General features: G+C 68.0%; 22 protein-coding genes and 3 pseudogenes. 7 read left to right on the top strand and 18 right to left on the bottom strand.

From position 1 onward, the window contains the following. Positions 1-486: 486 nt before the first annotated feature. The 10 genes and pseudogenes from I6J71_RS25275 to I6J71_RS25235 all read right to left on the bottom strand — a co-directional run bounded on the left by I6J71_RS25275 (position 487) and on the right by I6J71_RS25235 (position 8,284). Positions 487-1,005 (bottom strand): hypothetical protein, encoded by a 519-nt coding sequence (locus I6J71_RS25275; protein WP_204089124.1) that lies wholly within the window; start codon positions 1,003-1,005, stop codon positions 487-489. Positions 1,006-1,348: 343 nt separating this feature from the next. After that, positions 1,349-1,663, bottom strand: a complete 315-nt coding sequence (gene mihF / locus I6J71_RS25270; protein ID WP_239153901.1) for an integration host factor, actinobacterial type — start codon at positions 1,661-1,663, stop codon at positions 1,349-1,351. Positions 1,664-1,861: 198 nt separating this feature from the next. Continuing rightward, positions 1,862-3,547, bottom strand: coding sequence for a triacylglycerol lipase (locus I6J71_RS25265; RefSeq protein WP_204089123.1), 1,686 nt, complete (start codon positions 3,545-3,547; stop codon positions 1,862-1,864). Then, positions 3,544-3,948, bottom strand: a complete 405-nt coding sequence (locus I6J71_RS25260; RefSeq protein WP_204089122.1) for a hypothetical protein — start codon at positions 3,946-3,948, stop codon at positions 3,544-3,546. Before I6J71_RS25260 ends, I6J71_RS25265 begins: the two co-directional genes overlap by 4 nt. 102 nt (positions 3,949-4,050) lie before the next feature. Continuing rightward, complete coding sequence (locus I6J71_RS25255; RefSeq protein ID WP_204089121.1) at positions 4,051-4,212, bottom strand: hypothetical protein; 162 nt, start codon at positions 4,210-4,212, stop codon at positions 4,051-4,053. Between the two features lie 1,541 nt (positions 4,213-5,753). Continuing rightward, positions 5,754-5,894 (bottom strand): annotated as a pseudogene (locus tag I6J71_RS51070) (polysulfide reductase); the annotation flags it as partial. Positions 5,895-5,951: 57 nt separating this feature from the next. After that, positions 5,952-6,104 carry a hypothetical protein gene (locus I6J71_RS51065; protein WP_370541971.1) on the bottom strand — a complete coding sequence of 51 codons (153 nt, stop codon included), beginning with the start codon at positions 6,102-6,104 and terminating at the stop codon, positions 5,952-5,954. Continuing rightward, positions 6,101-6,988, bottom strand: a pseudogene (locus I6J71_RS25245) (4Fe-4S dicluster domain-containing protein). Before I6J71_RS25245 ends, I6J71_RS51065 begins: the two are co-directional and overlap by 4 nt. Before the next feature lies 1 nt (position 6,989). Continuing rightward, positions 6,990-7,548 (bottom strand): annotated as a pseudogene (locus tag I6J71_RS25240) (molybdopterin dinucleotide binding domain-containing protein); the annotation flags it as partial. 70 nt (positions 7,549-7,618) lie between these two features. Next, positions 7,619-8,284 (bottom strand): TetR/AcrR family transcriptional regulator, encoded by a 666-nt coding sequence (locus I6J71_RS25235; RefSeq protein ID WP_204089120.1) that lies wholly within the window; start codon positions 8,282-8,284, stop codon positions 7,619-7,621. 56 nt (positions 8,285-8,340) lie between these two features. Here I6J71_RS25235 and I6J71_RS25230 point away from each other — a divergent pair, with 56 nt between their 5' ends. Then, positions 8,341-8,853 (top strand): cupin domain-containing protein, encoded by a 513-nt coding sequence (locus I6J71_RS25230; RefSeq protein WP_204089119.1) that lies wholly within the window; start codon positions 8,341-8,343, stop codon positions 8,851-8,853. Positions 8,854-9,276: 423 nt separating this feature from the next. Here the strand turns inward: I6J71_RS25230 and I6J71_RS25225 are convergent, their stop codons facing one another. Further along, positions 9,277-9,495, bottom strand: a complete 219-nt coding sequence (locus tag I6J71_RS25225) for a hypothetical protein (protein ID WP_204089118.1) — start codon at positions 9,493-9,495, stop codon at positions 9,277-9,279. 514 nt (positions 9,496-10,009) lie between these two features. Here I6J71_RS25225 and I6J71_RS25220 point away from each other — a divergent pair. Beyond that, on the top strand, positions 10,010-10,147 hold the full coding sequence (locus tag I6J71_RS25220; protein WP_204089117.1) for a hypothetical protein: 138 nt from the start codon (positions 10,010-10,012) through the stop codon (positions 10,145-10,147). A 91-nt stretch (positions 10,148-10,238) separates the two neighbouring features. Here the strand turns inward: I6J71_RS25220 and acs are convergent, their stop codons facing one another. The 5 genes from acs to I6J71_RS25195 form a co-directional block, all read right to left on the bottom strand. Continuing rightward, positions 10,239-12,398, bottom strand: coding sequence for an acetate--CoA ligase (acs, locus tag I6J71_RS25215; protein ID WP_204089116.1), 2,160 nt, complete (start codon positions 12,396-12,398; stop codon positions 10,239-10,241). Between the two features lie 24 nt (positions 12,399-12,422). Continuing rightward, positions 12,423-13,019 carry a hypothetical protein gene (locus I6J71_RS25210; protein ID WP_204089115.1) on the bottom strand — a complete coding sequence of 199 codons (597 nt, stop codon included), beginning with the start codon at positions 13,017-13,019 and terminating at the stop codon, positions 12,423-12,425. Between the two features lie 718 nt (positions 13,020-13,737). After that, entirely contained in the window at positions 13,738-14,097 is a 360-nt protein-coding gene (locus I6J71_RS49900; RefSeq protein ID WP_255569965.1) for a GPR1/FUN34/YaaH family transporter, read from the bottom strand. A 2-nt stretch (positions 14,098-14,099) separates the two neighbouring features. Further along, positions 14,100-14,321 (bottom strand): GPR1/FUN34/YaaH family transporter, encoded by a 222-nt coding sequence (locus I6J71_RS49895; protein WP_204089114.1) that lies wholly within the window; start codon positions 14,319-14,321, stop codon positions 14,100-14,102. A gap of 188 nt (positions 14,322-14,509) precedes the next feature. Beyond that, on the bottom strand, positions 14,510-15,526 hold the full coding sequence (locus I6J71_RS25195) for an alpha/beta fold hydrolase (protein WP_204089113.1): 1,017 nt from the start codon (positions 15,524-15,526) through the stop codon (positions 14,510-14,512). Between the two features lie 441 nt (positions 15,527-15,967). Between I6J71_RS25195 and I6J71_RS25190 the strand changes: the two genes are divergently transcribed. The 4 genes from I6J71_RS25190 (at position 15,968) to I6J71_RS25175 (ending at position 18,906) form a co-directional block, all read left to right on the top strand. Further along, positions 15,968-16,207: an SHOCT domain-containing protein gene (locus I6J71_RS25190; RefSeq protein WP_204089112.1), complete on the top strand. Its 240-nt coding sequence runs from the start codon at positions 15,968-15,970 to the stop codon at positions 16,205-16,207. Between the two features lie 182 nt (positions 16,208-16,389). Beyond that, a complete protein-coding gene (locus tag I6J71_RS25185) occupies positions 16,390-17,685 on the top strand; it encodes a multicopper oxidase family protein (protein ID WP_239153900.1) in 1,296 nt (431 codons plus the stop codon). Positions 17,686-17,960: 275 nt separating this feature from the next. Continuing rightward, positions 17,961-18,329 carry a hypothetical protein gene (locus tag I6J71_RS25180; RefSeq protein ID WP_204089110.1) on the top strand — a complete coding sequence of 123 codons (369 nt, stop codon included), beginning with the start codon at positions 17,961-17,963 and terminating at the stop codon, positions 18,327-18,329. 202 nt (positions 18,330-18,531) lie between these two features. Beyond that, positions 18,532-18,906 (top strand): hypothetical protein, encoded by a 375-nt coding sequence (locus I6J71_RS25175; protein ID WP_204089109.1) that lies wholly within the window; start codon positions 18,532-18,534, stop codon positions 18,904-18,906. Positions 18,907-19,185: 279 nt separating this feature from the next. Here the strand turns inward: I6J71_RS25175 and I6J71_RS25170 are convergent, their stop codons facing one another. Further along, the gene (locus tag I6J71_RS25170) at positions 19,186-20,205 is read right to left on the bottom strand and encodes a DinB family protein (RefSeq protein WP_239153899.1); all 1,020 of its coding nucleotides are present in this window, start codon (positions 20,203-20,205) and stop codon (positions 19,186-19,188) included. 15 nt (positions 20,206-20,220) lie between these two features. Between I6J71_RS25170 and I6J71_RS25165 the strand changes: the two genes are divergently transcribed. After that, positions 20,221-20,391 (top strand): hypothetical protein, encoded by a 171-nt coding sequence (locus tag I6J71_RS25165; RefSeq protein WP_204089108.1) that lies wholly within the window; start codon positions 20,221-20,223, stop codon positions 20,389-20,391. 88 nt (positions 20,392-20,479) lie between these two features. Here the strand turns inward: I6J71_RS25165 and I6J71_RS25160 are convergent, their stop codons facing one another. After that, entirely contained in the window at positions 20,480-21,154 is a 675-nt protein-coding gene (locus I6J71_RS25160; RefSeq protein ID WP_204089107.1) for a hypothetical protein, read from the bottom strand. Between the last annotated feature and the right edge of the window lie 404 nt (positions 21,155-21,558).

The following is a 21,558-nucleotide window of genomic DNA, read 5'->3' as shown; positions in this document are numbered from 1 at the left end:
TGAAAGGCGATAGGCCGCAGCACGTTAGCCGCAGGGCCCACCGTGCCATCGTGCTACACCGTCGACGTGATCGCGCGTGCGCGGTGATTCCGCCTCGGCCACGTGAATTGGCGACCGGGTGCCACGAGCCCGGTTGGTTGGCGAAGGGACCTTCCCGGCGCTCGCCGTTGACAACGGCCGAACCATCCGCATGCGTGGTCGTCGCGCTGATCACTTCGAGGGATGCGATAGACCGCGCTGGAGTCAGCAGAGGTTGCCATGGCGACTGGGATCGGGCGGGACGCGGCGCTTCTGTTGGTGGTGGGCAGAAGAACTGTGCCCTCACCGACCTGCGCGATGCCGTGCACGGCGACTGCAGCCTGATTCATCAAAATCTGCCTACTCTGGTGAAACAGCCCGACCGACACGATCACGTTGGCCATGCCGGTCTCGTGCTCGAGGTTGAGGAACGTGGTTCCGCCCGCGGTGGCCGGGCGCTGCTTGTGGTCACGGCGCCGCCGATGTTGACCCGGGCGCGGGGACGTCGAGCAGCTGGCCGGCGGGGATGGCGCCGCTACTGGTTGGGGTGGCGGTCGGCGGTGATGCCGGTGGCCCACAGGCCGCCGACGTCAGCTCGAACGTCGTCATTCCCGGCAGCGCGCGCCCGTCGTGGCCGAGGGCGAGGCCGGGGATGTGTTCGGCGCCGCTCGTGGCTGCGGCGTCGGCGGCCCACGCCGCGGCGCGGCGGTCGGGTCCGAGGTCGGTGAACACGCCCGGTGGCCAGCGCCTCGACGACGGGGCAGTCGAGCTGCAGGCGCTCGGTGAGGTTGCCGATCGGGGTGTAGGACCGGCGACGACCCGTTCGGCGACGACCCGTTCGGCGACGACCCGTTCGGCCTGGTCCTGGCCGACCTGGCGGATCCCGGCCAGTCCGAGCCGGATCGCGACCCCGCCTTCGAAGTCCGGGCAGGGTTCGAGGGTGCCGTGCCGCAGCGCCAGGTTCAGGTCCGGTTTGTGCGTGATCACGCCGTGGCGGCAAAGGCCTCGGCGCAGCCGATGTGCCGCAGCAAGCACGTACGCTCGCTGTTGGCGACGCCGGCGCGATCCCGTGCTCCAGCGGCTGGCAGGCGATCGACTACATCGGCCTCAACGACTCCATAAATCTGCCGGGATGCCGACCCGACGGCCGTGATCATGAAGTCCCGCCCCACGGTCCTCGTCATCACGTCGGGAGCACCGTCCCTGGATCCCGCTACGGCGTGCGCAACTTCGAGGTCGCAGCCGGCTACCGGGAAGTCGCTGCTGTGCAGATGCGGGACGACTACTACCAGACGGTGCGGGCGTTGCATGCGATCCATCCACAAAGGTCTCAGCGCTCCACCGCGGCGACCAGCAGATTCCGCTGTCTCTCACCCAGGCCACGGACCCGTCGGGTATCGGAGATCCCGACCTCGTCCATCAGCCGCTGCGCGGATACCGGGCCGAACCCAGGCAGGGACCTCAACAGCAGCCGCACCCGTGTCCGGGCGGCCGCACCGTCCGGATCGGCAGCGGCTTGTTCCAAGACGCCAGGCAGCGTGATGACGCCGTCCTTCACGGCCGCCAACAACGCGGTCCTCTGCTGGCGCAGCAGCTTCGCCTTCTCCAACGCGGCTTGCCGCTGTTCGCTGGTCAGCCTCGGCACAGGAGGCATCATCGACTCCAAGATCAGGGGGTTCGGGCCGGCCGGTTTGGTGGAGACCTCGAACCTCGGACAACCAGGCACGGGGATCAAGGACACCCATCAGCAAGCTCCCACGCCGCCGTGGCGGTTCCGGACTTCCCGGCGCTCTGCGTGACAACCGTGAGATCGTGAGAAGGGGACGACGCTGTCCGGGTCTGGTTACCGGTCGCGTACTCCTGTCACCGTCCATTGATGACCGTTCCATTGCCAGGTCACGGTTTTGTGCAGGGATGGGCCGGAAGCGTGAGAATCGCCCGGCGCGTAGTAGTCGGCCCCGGCGATGAGCCGCTGATGTTGGCTGTCGATGCTGAACGGCGGCTCGACGAAGTAGGGATCCAGGGAAGGGTTTCCCGTGCCCAGGTCTGGGGGCTGCAGGGTCTTGCCCACCTGGTGCTTGCCGGAGGTGAACACCTGGACTTCGGTCGCGAAGTAGTTTGCCGGTTGCGGGGTGCAAGTAAGGAAGACTGCCGTTTCGGGTGTGCCGTCACCGGTGAGGTCGCCCGTCTGTGTGTCGGTGATCGTCACGTCATACCGGAAGTCGTTAGGGGCGGCGGGATCAGGCGCGGATCCCTGGCCGTTGTGCACCCGCACCTTGACCGGGCTCTGTGCGACGTTACCGCAGGTGGTGGTGTAGTCGGTGTTGCGCCAATCCACCGGGGGTGGAGGGGCCGGCCGCGTCGACGCGGGCTTGCGCGGTGTTGGCACTGGAGCCGTCACGGGAGTTGGCGCGGGAGGCACCGGAGAAGGCGGCCCCATTGCTTCACTGATCTCCTCGGCAACTCGTTGAATGATGCGGGGGTTTGCCGGGAGGTTCTCGTGGAAACAGTCGGACTCGATGACGTGGCGAGGGAGGACGGGCCCACAGTTGTCGGTGATGGCGCCGGAATCACCTTTATCAGGGGTCGCTGAATCACCCGGGACGACGAGGTCCCCGATCTCCTTCCTGAACTGGCTCTCCGGCGCGAGAGGCCATTTAAGCGGCCAAACTGGTAGCACGACGAGCGTTCCAGCCAGTGGCACGAGTTTGACACTTGTCGGCCACGAGGGCAGCCAGCCAATGCTGGCGTCCGGATTGTTCTTGTCGTCGGGTCGAGGACTCTTCCAGCGCATGGCGCGCGCTCCGGCACTGCTCTGCAGTTTCTGGATGTCGTTGCAATAATCGGGCAGTTTAGGGCTGTGATGTTTCTTGTTCGGGTCGCAGCTTCCGAGAATGATTTGCGCAATAATCTTCTGGAAGTCCGTGAGGGTTGGATCGTTCCTATCTTCACGATAAGTGGGAAGATATGACCCCTTGAAGGGGGTGGCGATAGTGATTACACGGTCGATCTTGCCCGGAACCTGCGCGGCCGCGTACTGGGCGGCCAGGCCACCCATCGAGTGTGCGACGATGATCACCTTTTTGCCGTACCTCGAATACAGCTCTCCGATCGCGTCCTTCAGCCGGTTTCCGCTTGTATTCGCGTTTCCGTTCGAATTCGTGACCCATTCTGTATTTATATCGCAGTAGTTGAGGGTGTAGGCGGCCATGCGGGGAACTCGGTCCTGAACATATTTGATCGGTGTCTGCTGGCTGCCGGTGACGTTCTTGCCGGCCCAAATCTTGGCCGGGGTGTCGTTGATGCCGTGGACGAAGAGTACCGGCGTGTCAGTGTCGGTGGATGGGCTCTCGGCCTGCAGGCCCTTGGTTGTCAAGCCGGCTCCTGTGCTCGTCGAGGCGGGACTTCCCGAGCTGGTCGATTCGAGACATTTATCGGATTCGCCGGAAGGGCTCGTGGTCGGCGTCGTCGCGGGCATGAAGGCCACGATGAGGCCCATCACGCAGCCGATGACCGGCAACCAGCTCACGGGATGGGGTCGGTGGAAAGGACTCGCCATTGTCCGTTCTCCCGGGTCAAGTAGACGACAACACGGGCTGGAGCCTGCTGCGGCAGAGCCACGGTGGCCTGCAACGATGCATCGTTGCCGTCTTCTTTCCAGGTGCCCTTGTCCACTGTCAGCACTGTCCCTGCGGGCGCCAAGTCATCGGGGGTCAGGCTCGTGGCGAGCAGATCGGTGACTGAAGCGCGGACCGCAGTCACGTCGTGTGACACCAGTCCCTGCGCCGCCTGGACCGCCTGAGGGGGCGCGTCCGGGCGAGGCGCAGGTTGGCTGGTGCAGCCGAGCACCAGAGCAAGCAGCAGCGCTCCGAGCGACAGCAGCACCGACAAGCGGCTGTGGCGACTGGCTTGCCTCAACAGGAAAGGCATGGAGCTTCCCAACCTTGGCTCTTGGTCCCATCGTTGCGCTCGCCACGGCGTTATTCAAGACGCTCTACAAACAGCACACTTCCTGCCATTACGCCGACCGGGTTACCCGAGCCCCAGGACAGCAACACCGCCGGACTGCTGGAGAGCCTCGGGCCACTCGACCTCGCCCCACGCGGCGAAGATCAGGGGCGAAAGGTCGGCACGGGCGGCGACCAGCGCCAGATCGAACACCACCTCCACACCCAGTAGGGCCGCGCGTTGCACCTCGCCCGGATAGCGGGCGAATCAGCCCGTTGCTCGGCGCCGTTGCGCAGGAACGCCGCGGTGGCGGTCGTCGGGGCCGGGGAGCACGGAACACCGGTGGCGCACGGCCGGCAGGGCGATGGCCGCCTGAGTGCGCGAGGACGCGGGCTGGCACGCTCTGCCACATTTGGTGTCACGGTGGTGTCATGGATCGGGGCTGGGCCGCGGGGGAAGCACCTCCGTGGGCTCGCGAGCGTGCGGCGAGCGCGCACGCGAAGTTGTGCGCGTTGCAGGGGCGCGCCTCGGCTTCCGAATCCAGTGCCAGGAAGCCGGAGGGCGCACGTCCGGGTGCGGGGGCTGGATCACGCGAGGCGCTGCGGGCGGCACGAGAGCGCCTCCGCAGTGCGCAGGTGCGTGTGCGAGACGGCTTGCTGCGCTCCGCACACGCCCACGACCTGGCCGCGGACTGCCATGACCGGATGGCGAGTCGCTTCGGTCCCCTGGCGGCTGAGCATTGGCGCAAGGCGGGTGCCCATCGCGCGGACGCGAATCCGATCGCCGCAGCACCGCCGAGCTCGACGAACCGGCCTCATGATCGCTGTGCCGCGGTTCGAGCGTTGTCCGATGTGGCGACGGTGTGGTGTGGACTGCGCTGCCCGCTGGCCGCCGCAGGTCTCCTTGCTCTCCTGGCGTTCTGCTGACCTGCGGTGTGGCCTGGCGACGAGGAGGGCCGGCACGATGACCCCGCCGAGCCCGACCCCACATTCAGCGCATTCCACTCGCGGCTGACGTCGCTGCCGACCAGGTGCGGAGGGATCCTGAACTCGCTGATGAACTCCGAAGTGAGAACCGTTGCCTGGCGTCGTCGTAAGACGGATTTGACGAGTTCTTCCTGAACACCACGAGGCGGCTCGGTTCTGCGGACGTACCTCACGCGTTCCGCGCGGCCTGGTCTTGTAGTCGATGACGTTGGGGAATGACGGTGTACTCGGGATCGTTGGCGGAGTCTTTGCCGGCGGGAAGATCGCCCACCGGGTCGCGGCGGAGGCGGCGAGGGTGGCTCCGGCCAGGCGTCGCACCCAGCTCTTTCCGAAGACGGCGCCGGTCAGTCCGGCGGCGGAGAGGGCTTCGGCAGTGCGCAGGTACTTGCCACCTCTGCCGGTGTGGTACGGCTCGGCGATCAGTCCCAGTCTCTGCTCCATCCTCTTCAGCGCACTGAGTTCGAGAGCAGCGCCGAGCACGGCGAGGTTCGGGCCGGCGCCGACTCGCGGGCGGGTGCAGCGAGGAGTCCGAGGCCGCCGGCTGCGCTCGCGCCGGAGCCGACGAAAACCTAGGGCATTTCGCGGTAGCCGTCGTGCCAGGCGGGCGCGGCGGTGCCGGTGAGGAGGGCTGCGGTGGAGGCCGCCACTGCGGGTCCGGTCAGTGCGGCTCCGGCGGTTGCCAGCGCACCGGTCCGCGGCAGTTTTCCGGTGATGGACGACGCGGCCGCGGCACCGCGAGGGGGCGTAGCCGGCCAGCAGCCACGAGCCGAGGTTCATCGGCGAGGTCACCTTCAGCATCCGCAGCATGTTGAGGAATCGTTCCGGCCGGCCGAGGTCGTGGACAAGCGCGACGAGGGAGAGGCTGATCCCGTCGAACGCACCGGTCTTCGCGACGCGTTCGAGATTCTTGCGCCGGGTGGCGTGGGCCCCGGCGCCGAGCAGCGACGACGCTCCGGCGAGACCGCCGAGGAACAGGTAGCCCGGGATGTCGGGGGAGTGTCAGACGGATGCATTGATGATCGGTTTGCCGTAGTAGGAGGTGAATTCCGCGTCAGGCACCATCGGTTGTTCGCCGCGCCGACGGTTGAGTTTGCGGCCGGTGGCCACGCCGGTGAGGGCTTCGCGACCGGGCCGCGTGTCGTGCTCGCTCATGTCCGCCTTCCGAGTACCGAGCCGAGGGACGCGGCCAGTGCGCTGCCCGCGAGGGCGGCGGCCGCGGTGCCGACGTGCCGCCACATGGTGGTCAGGTCGCGGGTGGTGACCTGGGGGTCGGGCGGCAGGCCGTAGACCTCGGGTTCGTCCAGGAGCAGGAAGGACGCGCCGTCACCGCCGACACAGTCGCCGGGGTCTTCGCCGTAGAGGCGCGCGTCGGTCAGCCCGCGGCTCTGCAACTACTCGACGCGGCCGCGGGCACGCTCGCGCAATTCGTCGAGCGGGCCGAACTGGACGGAGTCGGTTGGGCACGCCTTCGCGCACGCAGGTTCCTGGCCCTGCCCCAGCCGGTCGTAGCACAGGGTGCACTTCCAGGCGCGGCCTTCCTCCTTGCGCTGGTCGATGACGCCGGAGGGACAGGCCAGGACGAAGTAGCCGCAGCCGTTGCAGATGTCTTCCTGCACCGCGACGGTGCCGAACTCGGTGCGGAACAGCGAGCCGGTGGGGCAGACGTCGAGGCACGCGGCTTCGCTGCAGTGCTTGCCGACGTCGGAAGCCATCAGCCTGCGGAAGTCGGAGCCGCTGCCCGGTGTGGTCGGCGTCGTGGCGGCGGCGGTGGGGTCGGTGGCCGTGCCGTGTTCGGCCATGGCCAGCACGTCGAGGTCGATGAACGCGACGTGGCGCCAGGTGCCGGCGCCGAGCCCGGCGGTGTTGTCGTACGGCATGTCAGTCAGGGCGATGCCGTCTTCGGGGATGGCGTTCCGTTCCTTGCACGCGACTTCGCACGCCTTGCAGCCGATGCACACGCTGGTGTCGGTGAAGAACCCCGTCCGCGGCGGGTGGTCGCGGTAGCCGGTGGCTGTGGCGGGGTCGGTCATGGCCATCTCACACCTCCGTCCCCGGCTGCGCGGTGATGCCCGCTCGCCGCTGATAGTCGGCGACCAGAGTGGTTCGGTCGGTGCCACGGGGCCGACGGCCCGGCCTGACATCACGCCGACGCCTTCGTTTCCTGGACATGGCTGTTCGGGTCGAGGCTGATCGACATCAGGTCGTTGACCGCGTCGCCGATACTGATCCCGTTCGTACCCCAGTGATACGGCAAGCCGACCTGGTGCGGCGTTCGGCCCTGTACCCGCAGCGGGGTGAACCGGTCGGTGACCAGTACCCGGGCCTCGATCGCGCCCCGCGCCGTGACGATGGTGGCCCGGCCAAGGTGCTCGAGGCCGCGTTCGCGGGCGAGCTCGGGGCCGACTTCGCAGAAGAGTTCGGGTTGGAGCTCGGCGAGGTAGGGCTGCCAGCGGCTCATCCAGCCCGCGGTGGGGTGCTCGGTGAGCCGGTAGGTGGTGAGCACGAACGGGAAGACGTCCGATCCCGGTTCGCTTCCGCTGGGCTGGAACCGGTTGTGCTCATGTGGCAGGACCTGCCGGGCGGGGTTGCCGGGCTGCCGGCCGCGCCGCGTGCCTTGCGGTTGGCGCCCACCGAACCGCCGTAGGTGCTGCGAAGTCAGGCTGTGGTCAGTGCCCCAGCAGAGCGTGCCGGGCCTGACCGGACAGCCAGGCCTGGTAGTCCTTTTTGGACCATCGCTGGTGGATCACTAGTGCGTCGTAGTGGGCGGGGTCGTTGAAGATCCACAGGATGTCGGTCGCGCGCTCGATGTCGAGGCCGGGAGCCAGCGGACCGGTTGCGGCGGCGTGTTCGACGACCATGCGGGCACCCGCTCGCCGGTTGTTCTGCACCGTGTCCCATAGCTCGGCGATTTCGGCCGTCTGGTCTGCTGCGCGGCGAACGACTTCCACGATTCGTGCTGCCCGTGCGTTGATCAGCGCACAAACGTCCGCGTAGGCGTCCAGCACGTCTGCCGGGGTCGCGGCGTCCCACACCGGGCGAAACCAGGGCCGCTGGGCGACCGGCACGGGCTCGTCGTCTCCGGCGAGTGTCTGGTCGAGGACCTGGTGCAGCAGCGCCGGCTTGGATCCGAAGGCGGCGAACGCGGTCGGGCGGGCCACATTCGCCGCGGTGGCGATGTCGTTGAGCGACGTGGCCGCGTAGCCGTGGGCTGTGAACAGTTCGCGGGCCGCGGCGATGACCGCCTGCCGGGTCTGCCGGGCGTTCTCCTGTCGCAGCGGTGAGTGGTACCGCCGCCGGGGGCCCTCGGCGGGGCTGTCCTTGACATCGTCCATGATTCGGCAATACTAACATTCTGTTCATTAGACGATGTCTATCGAATGGAGTGGTCATGTCCCCGATCACGCCGACCCGTCCTTATGTGCTCGGTCCCACCGACGGGCAGTCCTGGTGGTTCCTCGGCAGCCTCGCCACGGTCAAGTGCGGTGGCGCCGATACCAGGGGGCGACTCACCGTCGCGGAGTTCGTCAACCCGGCGGGGTTCGCGCCGCCGTTGCATCGCCACCACGTCGAGGACGAGATGTTCTACGTCCTGTCGGGCACCGCCCGTTTTCGCTGCGACGGCGAGGACTTAGCCGCCGGCCCCGGCGACTTCGTGATGCTTCCGGTCGGCTTGGCGCACACGTTCGTGGTGGGGCCGGACGAGCCACTGCGCGCGTTGCAGATCACCACACCCGGTGGATTCGAACACTTTCTGGCCGAGGCCGGCGAACCCGCCCGGGCGCACCGCCTGCCCGGCGTCGGGGAGCTGGACGCGACGCGGCTGGACCCGGCCGCCATCGGCCACGCCTCCGCGCGCCACCACGTCGAGATCCTCGGGCCGCCGCCGAACCCGGCGGGCTGACCTCAAGACCACGCCTTGGTCCGGCAGTCGAGATCCTGGGTCGCCGGGCCGGGGCCCGCCTGCCGATTCGGGCCGCCGGCGGGCATGACCGTCGGTGGCGGAGTGTGAACGTTGCCTACGAATGGAGTGTGAGCGCCTGGGGAGCCGTCTCGTCACTGCGGCGGGTCAGGTCGTCCGGTGTGCCGGCCGGGGCGCGGGCTTCGTGTCGTGTCGCACGGTCTGGGCGCGCAGCGGATCGCACAGCGTCGGCAAGATCGCCCGGTGCACCTCGGTGAGCGAGAGTGTGTTGGGCACAGGTCGTTGCCGGCGTAGGAGAGGTTGAAGCTTTTGTCGGTGAGGGGAAGCCGGGGACGATGGTGTCGGGTCAGGGCGACGGGTAGGGCGGCCAGTCGAAGAAGCTGGGGTCGACGACTTCGACCCGATTCAGCGTGCGAGGGTTGGCACCTGCGGGTCGGCCTTGGGCAGCGGGACGTGCAGCTCCATGCGCCGGTCGGGCGCCGCGGCGGAGAACAGGTAGACCGCCCGCAGCGCCTCGCCGTCGTCGTACTCGGCGACGAGCGCGACCCGGTATCCATTTGCCAGCAATTTGGCGTGCTGCGGCAGGTCCGCCGGAGCGACGGGGCAGACGGTGGATTTGGTCATGGCGTCCTCGTGGGCAGGTCGGTCGCGGCGTGCAGCAGGGTGGACAGCGGTCCGGCGGGGACGCCGAAGAGCGCGCACACCACCAGCCCGCCGATTGCCGCGTTTGCGGCTGGTCGCTCGATCCCACGTTCGGCGCATACTGCCGATGGTCGGCCTCGAACCGCAGTTCAGCGTCTTCGACAGCGCCCGGGACGCCTCGCCGCCGCGGAGCAACGTCCGCCCGGCGTGGCCGGGCGCCGCATAATCGCGTTCGCGCACAGGTGCGCGAGACACGATCGCGACGAGCGTCAACGGTCCAAGGAGCGGCAGCGATGCCCTCGTACAGCAACCTGGCCGACAGCACTGATCCCCTCCTACGTCTGCAGCAGCCGCGAGCACGAGTACGCCACCGCACTGCGCGCCACGCTCGCGCGCTGGGCCGCAGGCCGTGGACTGCGGGAACTCACCGTCGACCTCGACCTCACCTCACGAACCCAGGCGACCGCCCCGTTCCGCCGAGTCGACTCCGGCGAACGTGATCGATCGAGCTGGGCTGGAGACCCGCTACGCCGATCAGCATGCCCGCCTTCGCCGGCTGCTCGGATTGCGCGGCGAGCACGCCCGCGCGGCCGCCGACTTCTGCCGGCTCGAGCTGGGCGAGCGGTTCACCTGAGCGATGGACTGGTTAGACGTCGATCGCCCAGACCAACACCCGGGCCATCGCTGAAGGTGTGTAGGCGTGCTCGCCGGCCGGGTCGGGGTGGTCACTCAGCGTGCCCGAAGGACCGGATCTCCTCGGCCTCTGCCGGCGTGAGCTGACGAGGGGCCTCGCCGTGAGCGAGTTTCTCTGCTTGGATGTGGTGCCGGATGTCGGCCACGACCTCCGGGTTGGCGAGCGTCGACACGTCCCCGACATCGGCGAAGTTCGAGATCCCGGCAATCACCCGCCGCATGATCTTCCCCGACCGGGTCTTGGGCATATCGGACACAATCCACACGTGCTTCGGCCGTGCGATCTTGCCGATCTCGGTGTCGATCGCGGCGGCCACTTTGTCCTCGACGTCCTTGCTCGCCGTCAGGCCCGGCTTCAGCGAGACATACATCTCCACCGCCCGGCCCCGCACCTCGTCGATCACCGGCACGGCTGCCGCCTCGGCGACCTCATCCACGGTCAGGCAGGCCGATTCCAGCTCTTTGGTGCCCAGCCGGTGGCCGGCCACGTTGATCACGTCGTCGACTCGGCCGAGGATGCGGAAGTATCCGTCGGCTGCCTGGACCGCGCCGTCTCCAGCGAAGTACGGCCAGTCGTGCCAGTCGGTGCTGTCCTTGTGCTTGTTGTACTTCTCGTAGTAGATATGCACGAACCGGTCCGGCTGGCCCCAGATGGTCTGGAAGATCCCCGGCCACGGGTTGCGGATGCAGATGTTGCCCGCCTTCCCGCTACCTGCCTCGACGACCTGCCCATCCTCGTCGTAAATCACCGGGTAGATGCCCAGCACGCCCGGGCCGCAACTGCCCGGTTTCATCGGCTGCAACGCCGGCAGCGTGCTGCCCAGGAACCCGCCGTTCTCGGTCTGCCACCAGGTGTCCACGATTGCCGCCTCGCCCTTGCCGGCCACGTCGTGGTACCAGCGCCACACCTCCGGCTCGATCGGTTCCCCGACCGTGGTCATGTGCTTGAGGTGGTAGTCGTACTTGGCCGGCTCGTCCGGGCCGAGCTTGCGCAGCATCCGAATCGTGGTCGGCGCGGTGTGGAAGATGTTCACCCCGAGCCGCTGGCAGATCCGCCACACCCGACCGGCATCGGGATAGGCGGGTACACCCTCGTACAGCACGCTCGTGGTGCCCAGCGACAGCGGCCCGTACACGATGTAGGAGTGCCCGGTGATCCAGCCGATATCCGCGCAGCACCAATAGGTGTCGGTCGGATGAATGTCCTGGTAGTACTTCGAGGTACCCGCCACATAGGACAGATAGCCGCCAGTGGAGTGCTGGCAGCCCTTCGGTTGTCCCGTCGTGCCCGAGGTGTACATCAAGAACAGCGGTGCCTCTGCGGGCATGGACACCGGCTCCACCACGACATCGCGGTAGGTCGGCAGCAGGTCATCGACGAAGAAGTCCCGGCCCTCGACCATCGGCGAGCCGGAAGCGTACTGGCCGGATCGGCGCCGGAACACCAGGACCTTGTCGATCGCGTGACCCAGCTCGGCGGCAGTCGCCACGGCCTGGTCGGCCTTGACCTTGTGGTCGATCAATTCCCCGTTGCGGTAGTAGCCGTCCATCGTCACCAGAATCGTGCTGCCCGAGTCCGCGACCCGACCACCGCACGCCGCGCCAGAGAAGCCGCCGAACACCTCGGAGTGGATCACACCCAGCCGCGCGCAGGCCAGCATCGCCACGGGTAGTTCGGGCACCATCGGCAGGTGGAACGTCACCCGGTCCCCGGTCTGGACACCGCCCCAGTCACGCAACAGCGCGGCAAACTCGTTCACCCGCCGGTACAACTCCCGGTAGGTGATCGCCAGCGTTGCTTCGGCCTCCGGCTCGGGCACCCAGATGAACGCCGCCTTGTTGGCATGGGTTGCCAGGTGCCGATCCACGCAGTTGACGCAGGCGTTCAGCCGGCCACCGACGAACCACTTCCAAAACGGTGGTTTGGACGTGTCCAGCGTGGTGTGCCAGTAGGCATCCCACGACAGCAGGTCGGCGTATTCCTTGAAGCAGTCAGGAAAACGCTCCTCGGCGAAGCGGTCCAGGATCGCCGGATCGGCGGCGTTGGCCTGGCCGATGAAGCTGACCGGCGGAGCGACGTACTCCTCCTCACGCCAGTGGACCGCGATCTGCGCCTCGGAAACCTGCGCGTCAACCTTGGAGTTGTGTGCGGTTGTCATGGCTGAAACCTCCGCTGCCCTGATGCCCCCCAAAAAAACGGGACCGTGACCGGAGCGCTATCGCTCGGCAAGCAGGCCGGCACAAACACCGAAGTCGTACAACTCGCCCGCGACCACGGCTTGGCGGTCAAACGCCGCCGTATCGCCACAGGCCACCGACTCCCAACACGCGGCATTGATCAGATCCAACGCCCGCAAGGCGACCGCGGCCAACGCGGCCACCGGCCGCGTCTCGACCTCACCGCGCAGCCGCACCGCTGCGCACGCCGCGGCTGGGTCGCTGACCGTGGCCTGCATCTCGGCCAGCAACACCGACAGTTCTCCGGCGAGATACTGCTGGGTCATCACCATCGCCGCCCAACCTCCCGGCGCGGCGGCCACGATGCGTGAGGATCGGCTGGGAGCACGAACCGGTGGCCTGCCGTTGCGGGCAGAGGCGTCCTCGCCGCGGCACACCCGACCACGTGTGCCGCGCCCGTTCTGAACGGCAGCGCTGCTCTGTGCGCGCCTGCCGTGACCGTCCTCATACCGTTCGGCCTCCCAGGCGCTGGGAGAGCCTTCATCGTAGCCGTCGGTGACCGCCTTCACCATGCTCACCGTCTTCCAAACCCAGTCGAACAGGCTTTGTTGACGCGCGAGGGTTCGGCGGGTCACATAACCCGGCCGGCACCGGTCATTTCGGCGTCGTGCGCCATGACCTCAGGTCAACACAGCACCAGGGCGACCGGTGGTGCCCGGAAATCGAGACCGAGGGTGTGGCGAAGCGCTCGCTCATAACGAACGGGACAAGAGTTTCAGCCGCCTGCCCAAAAACCGAAAGTTCGGGTTGGGGAACTCACGAGAGCGGCTGGTGCTGGGGCCGAGCCGGCCGCTGAGCAAGTGGTACCGGCCGACGACCTCGAATCCGCGGGTTGGCAGGGAACGTGGGGGAGAAGTGGATTTCCCGACGCTGCCGACGGCTGTGAGCGGCTACTGGGACTGGCTCGCGACTCAGGGCTGACGTTGCTCCCGGGCCGCGGGACGGATGGCCGCTGCGGCGCGGGTCCGGGCGGTCCTACGTCCGTGCGTCGCACGTGGGAGCGGAGGGCACGTCGTGACCGCACCGGGAAAGTCGCCCGCCGTCGTGGCCGTGGACGGCTCGGAGACCGCGACCGCTGCGGCAGTGTGGGCAGCCGGAGAAGCAGCGCAACACGCCAAGCCTCAGCGCGGCGCCGGCCAGTGGGCCGAGCGCAACGATCCAACGACCGGTCACTGATCACTGCCGGCCAGGCACATCCGGCTGGTTTGCGGCGGGCATGACGGAGGTTCCGGGGGACATCCCGGGCGGCGCTCGGCACCAGCCCGCAGACCTCCACCACCGCTCGCGATCCACTCAGGCCGAGCCCGTCGCCCGCCTGGCCGGCCAGACCGGCAGCAGGCCCCGCCCGCTGATGTCGTTGAGGACGACGGCTGAGCACTGGTAGAACGCGACGAAGGAGTCGAGGCCGACCCGGCCACCGGCCTCGGTCAGCGCGGTCGCGGTGGCTCCGGATCCGGCGAGGTTGGCGAGGCCCAGCAGCACGTAAACGACGACCGGTAACACGAACGCGGTGAACGCGGGTGCGCTGAGCACCCGCGCCTCCACGGCCAGCATCGCGGTGAACAACGCCCACACGATCAGGTGAGCGCCGAACATGCGGCCGAAGTTCGCCGGTCCCGCTGTGTCGGTGATCATCAGTGCGTAGAACTGCACGATCAGCGCCGTGGTGAACAGGAAGCAGGCATACGCCGAAGAGAACGTCGCACCGAACAGGTGTTGCCGCGGAACTCCCAGATCCCGCCGACGAGCGTGGCGAGCGCGCCGGTGCCCATCGCGACGGGAACGAACATCATGGCCGTCCGCTGGTCCACGACACCCGTATTGGCCAACGACAGAATCGTCAGCGAGAATCCGAATCCCGCCAGCGCCAGGGGCACGCCGCTGGCTGTGGGGGCGAACGCGGTCGTGGCGGGCTCACCCGCACGCGGCGGCGGCACTTGCGCGGCGGCTCAAGGAGGAGCGGTTCGTTGTGCACACTCTGCGCTGCTGGTCATGATGCTCCCTCCAGGCTGCGCAGCAGCGCTCTCGACACGGAACGGGTGGAACCGCGCCAAGGCCAGAGGGATCAGACTTCCGTGGCCAGCAGTTCCTTGAGGCCGTTGTCGATGAACCGGGTGTCCTCGGGGTTGAGACCGCCGCCGGCGAAATGTCCCCACGCTCCCGGGATGACGCGCAGTTCCGCCCGGTGCATGTGCTTGACTTCCCACTCGTTGTCTTCGGGCGGGAAGTACAGGTCCTGCTGCGCCGGCATCACGATCGCGGGCGCGCGGATCGCGCCGAGTGCGTCCTCGAGGCTGCGCATTCCCGGCGTGTTGCCGATGTCGGCGTGCTGCCAGGTCCACAGCATGGTCAGGAGGTTGTTCGCGTCGCGCTTGAGGAACAGGCCCTCCCAGAAGGCCACGAGGAAGTCTTCCAGGGATGCGTAGCCCAGTGGCTCGCGCTCGTAGATCTTCTCCCGGTAGAACTGCTGGCAGAAGCCCCAACCGGCGTAGACCCGCGCCAGGGCGCGGAGCCCGATGTCGGGCTGCTCGTGGTACCGGCCGCCGTTGTAGGCCGCGTCCGCGGTGAGCGCCGCCTTGACCCCTTCGAGGAACACGAAGTTGTGCAGGCTGGTCCTCGCCGACCCACAAAATGGCAGGATCCGCTTGACCACGTCGGGGAAGCTGACCGCCCACTGGTAGGTCTGCCCGGCGCCCATCGACCAACCCGTGACCAACTCCAGTGTCCCGATCCCGAAGCGCTCGGTTACCAGGCGGTGCTGGAACTGGACGTTGTCATACATGGTCACCCGAGGAAACGACGCGCGGTCGTGCGGTGCGGGCGTGTTGCTCGGCGACGAGGACAACCCGTTGCCAAGCATATTCGGAATGATGATGAAGTACCTCGCCGGATCGAGCGCCATCCCCTCGCCGATCAGCCATTCATTGTCGTAATGCTGCCCGGAGTACCACGTTGGGTAGACGATCGCATTGCTCTTGTCACCGTTGAGCTCGCCGTAGGTCTTGTACGCGAGCTTGGCATCGCTGAGCGTGGCGCCTTCTTGCAACCGGACGGTACCGAGGTCGAATATTTCGTAATCCACGAGAGCCTCCTTGCCGGCTTCTCCGGCTGCGCGCTCCTCGTGGTCTACGGTACGCCGCCACGGGGAAGGCCCGCGGGCCCGGCTGAGCTGTATGGCGCCGGCTCCGCCCCCGTCGACCGGCGCTGATACCGGTGTGATTCTCGACGTTCTGGTTGCGCACGTTGAGCAGTGGCGGTCCGTCCGCGGTGGACTTCGAACCTCCCCTGAACCCAGCGTGACGATCTGTCACTCTGGGTCTTGCTGGAGGTCACGGGGTGCCTCACGTCCGATCCCGCAGTGTAGGTAGCTCAGGAAAACTGCAGCCCACGGCCGGATCGGGCCAGGCCTCGGCGTTCGCCACATCGCCGCCGAAACGGAGCCACTATGGGTGATGACGGCAGGCAGCCGAGGGTCGCAGGGGATGGGCGTTGTCCGCCCTGAGCAACGAAGGAAGTGCCGACGATGGGTGGCTTCGCCGGAATGACGGGCTGGATGTGGATCTGGCCTGTGGTGATCGCGATCGGGCTGGTGATCCTCGGGTATCTCGGGGTTCTGTTGGCGCAGGGCAGGATCGGCGCTCCACCAGACGAACAGCCTGGCGGTGGGGCCGTTTCGTCGGCGCGGCGGATCCTCGACGAGCGCTTTGCCCGCGGAGAGATCGACGACGAGGAATACCGGCGCCGGAGAGCGGGGCTGAGGTGAGCCGGGAGGCGATCAGCCGGCGCCGTGCCCTCGGGTTGCTGGGGCTCGGCGCGGCGACCGTCACTGCCGGGGCAACGGGCTGGGCAGCGGGTTGGGGCGGTCAGCCGACCATCGCTGGGCTCCCGGCAGGGGCGAGTGGCCAGCCCCTGGCTGCGCCGACGGAGTTGACGAGTCGAGCCGGTGTGCTGGCGGTGCAACTGACCGCCGCGGCGGGAGTGCGTCTCGTCGGCCGCGACACCATGGCGTGGGGGTTCAACGGCACGTCGCCGGGGCCGACTCTGCGTGTTCGTCCGGGGGATCTGCTGCGGGTGCGGCTGGTCAACCGGCTGGATCAGCCCACCAATCTGCACACCCACGGTTTGCACGTGTCACCGCAAGGTAACGGTGACAATCCGTTTGTGCACGTCGAACCCGGCGCGAGCTTCGACTACGAGATCCGGATTCCGATTGATCATCCGGCGGGCACGTTCTGGTACCACCCGCACCACCACGGCACCGCTGCCGACCAGCTTTTCGGCGGCCTTGCCGGGGCGCTGCTGGTCGACGGCGGCCCGGCACTCGCTCAGCGCGAGAGGGTCTTGCTGGTCACGGACACCACGCTGGCCGGCGACGGCTCCGTGGCCCCGGTGGATGTGATGACCCGGGTGCTGGGCCGTGAAGGTGCGCTGGTGCTGGTCAACGGCCAGCACCAACCTGTTATCGCGGCAGCGCCTGGCGCGACCGAACGGTGGCGTGTCATCAACGGCTGCACCTCGCGCGTGCTCGCGCTGCGGCTGGAGGGGCACCGGCTGACGCAGGCCGCCCTTGATGGCCGGTTCCTGCCCACCCCTACGCTACGGGAATCGGTGGTGTTGGCACCGGGCAATCGCGCGGACCTCCTCGTCCGCCCCACGGCACCCGGCGCGTATTCCCTGGTCAGTGACGCCTATCCGCGTGGCAGCGTGGTGGGTGGCGGCACGATGAACGGCGGTGCGGTGACCAGCAGTCGGGCTGTGCTGGCGATTCTGAACGTCGCGGGGCCCGCCATGACATCTCCATCGCTTCCACTCAGACTGCCCGCGCCGGTGGTGCCACCGGACCCGATCTCACGAGAGCGCCGCCTGACCTTCGCCATGGGCATGAACATGGGCGGCATGGGTGCCGGCGGCATGATGAGCTTCACCATCGACGGGCGCACTTTCGACACCACTCGCGACGACCAGACCATTCCTTTCGGAGCGACCGAAGAGTGGACGGTGACGAACACCAGCCCGATGGTCCACCCGTTCCACTTGCACGTCTGGCCCGTACACGTCGTGGGCGATAGCACCGGCACACCACCGCTCGCAACTCAACAGGATGTCGTCCTGCTTCCAGCCCACGGCTGGGCGCGCGTGCGCATTGCCTTCAGCGACTACCCGGGTCGCAGCGTCTACCACTGCCACGTCCTCGACCACGAAGACGCCGGCATGATGGCCACAGCCCACGTCCAGAACTAGGGCAAATCGAACGTGGCGAAGTAGTACCCGCCTCCGACTGAGTATGGATCCGCGGTTCAGTTGACAGCCCCGGCGCGCACACCGGGTTCCGGCAAGCTACCGCTCTGGAGCGGGTGGAAGTGCCGGCGCGGCGCACTTGGTGCTCGCTGAGGGCGTGGTGCCGTTGGATCCGGAGCCGGCGCTCGCTTGACCAGGAAGGGCTCGGTTGAGCTGCGGTAGGGCACCTATTCTGATCTCGGCGGTATTCCTCTGTTCTGAGCGGAGAGGACAAGCCGATGTTGTCTTGGGGTGGCATCGCCTACGGAGCCGCACTGTCGGCCGTCCTCGCCCTCGTCCTGACCGCCGCCATCACTCGCGAGCGACGCCCCGGCGTACTCGTCGTCGTCGGCGCAGGCACGTTCGTGGCACCGGTCGCCTGGAACGCGATCCTGCGCACCACCGACGCCACCGAGTTCTTCACCGACGCCCCCGTGCCGGTGTTCCCGATCAGTTGGCAGGACACCGGGTCCGGTGTCTTCACCCTCGCCCTCGTGGCCCTGGTCCTCGGCTTCGGCCCCCTTCGTGCCGAGCCCGGCCACCGCACCGCGCTCGCCGCGCTCCTCTGCGGCATCAGCGCCTTGCTCATCGACATCTACCTCTACTGACCGACGTTTGCTTACGACATCGCATCCAACGCAACATCGATTCATCTGATACCGGTGGGAGCGCTGATCTGCATTGCGGCCCACGGCGGCCTACCGCAGACACGGCCCGGTATGGCCCCGGCCAGGGAAGACTCGATTGACCATTGGTGCATCGATGTTGTGTCTGTTCGAATAAATCGCGAACGCTCACGACGGACACTCGATGCCGGTATCGGCCGAGTTCGAACGCTCGGTCCGCGCGCGCCTCGACGACCACGCCGGGCTCGACCGGCCAGAACGCGAAGTCGTTCCCGCCTGGCAGGCCGGCGATGACCCCGGACGCCCGTTGGGGGGGCTGCCGTTGGCGAGCTGGAGCCTCCCGGCCAGCGACACGAGCGCCGGCCGCGACAGCGTCGTCGACAAAACCCACCGCGCGCACCCGCCCGCGCCGGACGTGCTGGCCGGCGCGGGACATCGATCGACACCGACCCATCTGGCCACGATCTCCCCGTGCATCACCCACACGATCCGCCGGTTCGCTGGCTGGGTGCTGGACCTGCCACCGCTGGACGCGATACCGGCCATGACCTCGACCTAAGGCCCGGTGCGCTGTTCCCCGGCGACACTTTCGTCTGCGGCACCGACCACCGCCACACCGCGCCGGGCGCCGCAGGGCGTCACCTCGAAAGGCCTCTGCTGTAGGTAGCGAACCGAATGCGGGGCCGCGGGCGGATGTGGTCGCTGGTCAGGGGCCGTCCTTACGCGGTGGTCCCGAAGCTGCGACCAGCCGCAATCGCGCGAGAGGCCCATAACGACCTCGAAACCGCCGCCCAGCACTGACGCAAGCGGCTGCTCCCGGGTCGACACCGCTCGGCGACTACTGCGGTTCAGCCACATCTGCCTCGAGCACCGCGAGGTCGCGCACCGCGTAACGGTGATGCTCGGCTTCTTCCTTCAGCACTACCTTGAGGCAGCGGCGCACGACATACTCTTGGTCGGGATACGGGTCTGCCGGCTTGCGACCGCACACCCGGTCGAGCTCGGCCGTGGTGAGCCCGTCGACGACACGCCGCATTGCGGCCATGCGGGCGAGCCGCGGCGCGAGCACCTCGTGGAGCGTCGGGGTGGCTTCGAGGGTGAGGCCGAGCTTCGCCGCCGCGTCGGACGGCATCCCCCCGGCGGGGAAGCCCAACGGGTGATAGGGCGCTTCCTCCTCGAGCACGGCGTTGCCGAGCCAGGCATCGGAGGCGAACAGCAGATGCCGTTGTGTCTCGACCAACGACCACTCGCCGTCGACCTGCTCGTGCAGCTTGGCCGCCGGCAACAGCCTCGCCCGGTCGAGCGTCGCGCTCCACAAGCTCTCGATGGCGTCCCAAGCAGCCCGGTAGTCCTCGGGAGAAGCTGCATTCCGCGCCAGCGCCCGCGCGGGGTGCCGGCGGTCGAGCTCGGCCTCGACATAGGCGGTCACGTCGACGTCGTTGACGACGAGGCGCTCGAAGTAGCCGCCGAGGTACACGTCGCTGCCGTAGCAGTCGACGATCTTCAGACCGTTCACCTCGCAATCGCGGATCTCGAGGCCAGCGAGGTCGCACAGGTGGATACGAGCACCGCGGAATTGGTCGCTCTGGGCGTATTCGGAAATCATCGAAGCAGTCTCGCTCACCCGTCCCGCCCGCACCACGTTCGGGCGCGGGCTGGGCATCGACGACGAGGTCTTGGGCCACATTTCCTCGGTGCACAGAGAGAACATCAACTTCTTCGGTTCCACCTGGGAGCAAGGACCGTCGGCCAGTGGGCTGCCTGCGCCGAGGTCTCGTGAGCGGGGCAGCTCGACCGCGACTACATCCGGGAGAAAACCCTCGAAGGGCAGCGAGCCGCCGCCGTACACGGCAACCACGGCGGACGGTCCAAGGTGATCGACGAGGACGACGTGCTCTTCCCCCGGCCCACTACGCGACAACTGCACTTCTGCACTTCGATGCCCGACATCGTCACGAAGCTGACCATCAAGACCCGCAAGAACGCCGGCCAACACCCCTCAGCCGCCTCGATCTACCGCGCATTCGCCCACAACGACGCCTGACCAGGAGCTACCCGACCACTTGGCAGGTTTCTCCCGTATCCCGGCGGTCCCCTGGATGGGCGCGCTCGACGGCACCGACGACAAGACGTTACGCGCGGTCGCGCTGAGGGCGGTGCTGATCGGGAGGGGTGGCGGCAGCGAGGCCGCCGGCGCAGACCCAGCTGATCCAGACCGCGGCCAGCAGCCGCCACAACGGTTCCAGGCGGGTGAGCGCGAGCAGGACGATCGACACCAACGACACCGCGAGCACCGGGGCGATCACCAGCCCGGCGCGCCATGCCGGGCGGGGTCGTAGCCCGGCGCCGGCTGCGGCCCTGGACACCGACCAGATCAGCAGGGCCAGCCCGGCCAGGTGCAGCGCGCCGCCAGTGACCAGAATCAGCCGGCCGAACACCCGCAAGGTGTCGTCGCCGGCGTCCGCAGCGAGGATCACCATCAGCACCGACAGCAGCGCCGACATGGCCAGCGACGCCGCCGCGAGCCCACACCCGAACCGGCCGCGGCGCCGGTGCGCCGGGCCGATCCGGGCGACGAGCCCGGCGCCGAACAGCGCCAGGCCGAGGGCCGCGCCCAGCTGCATCGCCGACGACACGAGCACCGCCGCCCGGCTGCCCGTGTAGTACTCCCGCAGTTCGCCCGGCGAGGCCCCGGGAAGGTAGAGAGAGTCCTTCGCCAGCGCTGCACTGGCGACGAGACTGGCGACGAAGCAGGCTACGAAGGCCACTCCGCCCAGCCGCCAACCCTGCCGTATCTGCCCGGCCACGACCATGATCGTCCCCCAATCCTCAGGCGTCCTGATGCCGCCGCAGTGACGGTCAGGTCGCCGAGGGTGGCGCAGGGCCCCCGCGCGCCGCATCCGCCATACGTCGACAACCGCGCGTACGTACGGGGACGTAGCCCTAGCCGAACTCACCACCCGGCCCTGGTCTCATTTCGCGCGCGGCGCGGCAAGCGCCCGGCCAGCCGGTGGCGATGCATCGTCGCGAGGTCCAGCGCCGGCGTGAGAGGTTCGGCGTCGATGTCCGCGACTCCACGCGGCCGGCGGTCGCGTCAGCCTGTCGTCGATCGAGTCGTCGGCACGTCCGCAGTTGCGCCAAATCTCGCTTCTGATCAGCTGAAACACCCGCCGCCACTGCCGCATCGACAACGGAGCCTCGACGAAGGGCG

This window comes from Amycolatopsis sp. FDAARGOS 1241, assembly GCF_016889705.1.
Taxonomy (GTDB): Bacteria; Actinomycetota; Actinomycetes; order Mycobacteriales; family Pseudonocardiaceae; genus Amycolatopsis.
The sequence above is the reverse complement of the archived record's forward strand: the minus strand, read 5'-3'. Positions and strand labels throughout refer to the sequence as shown.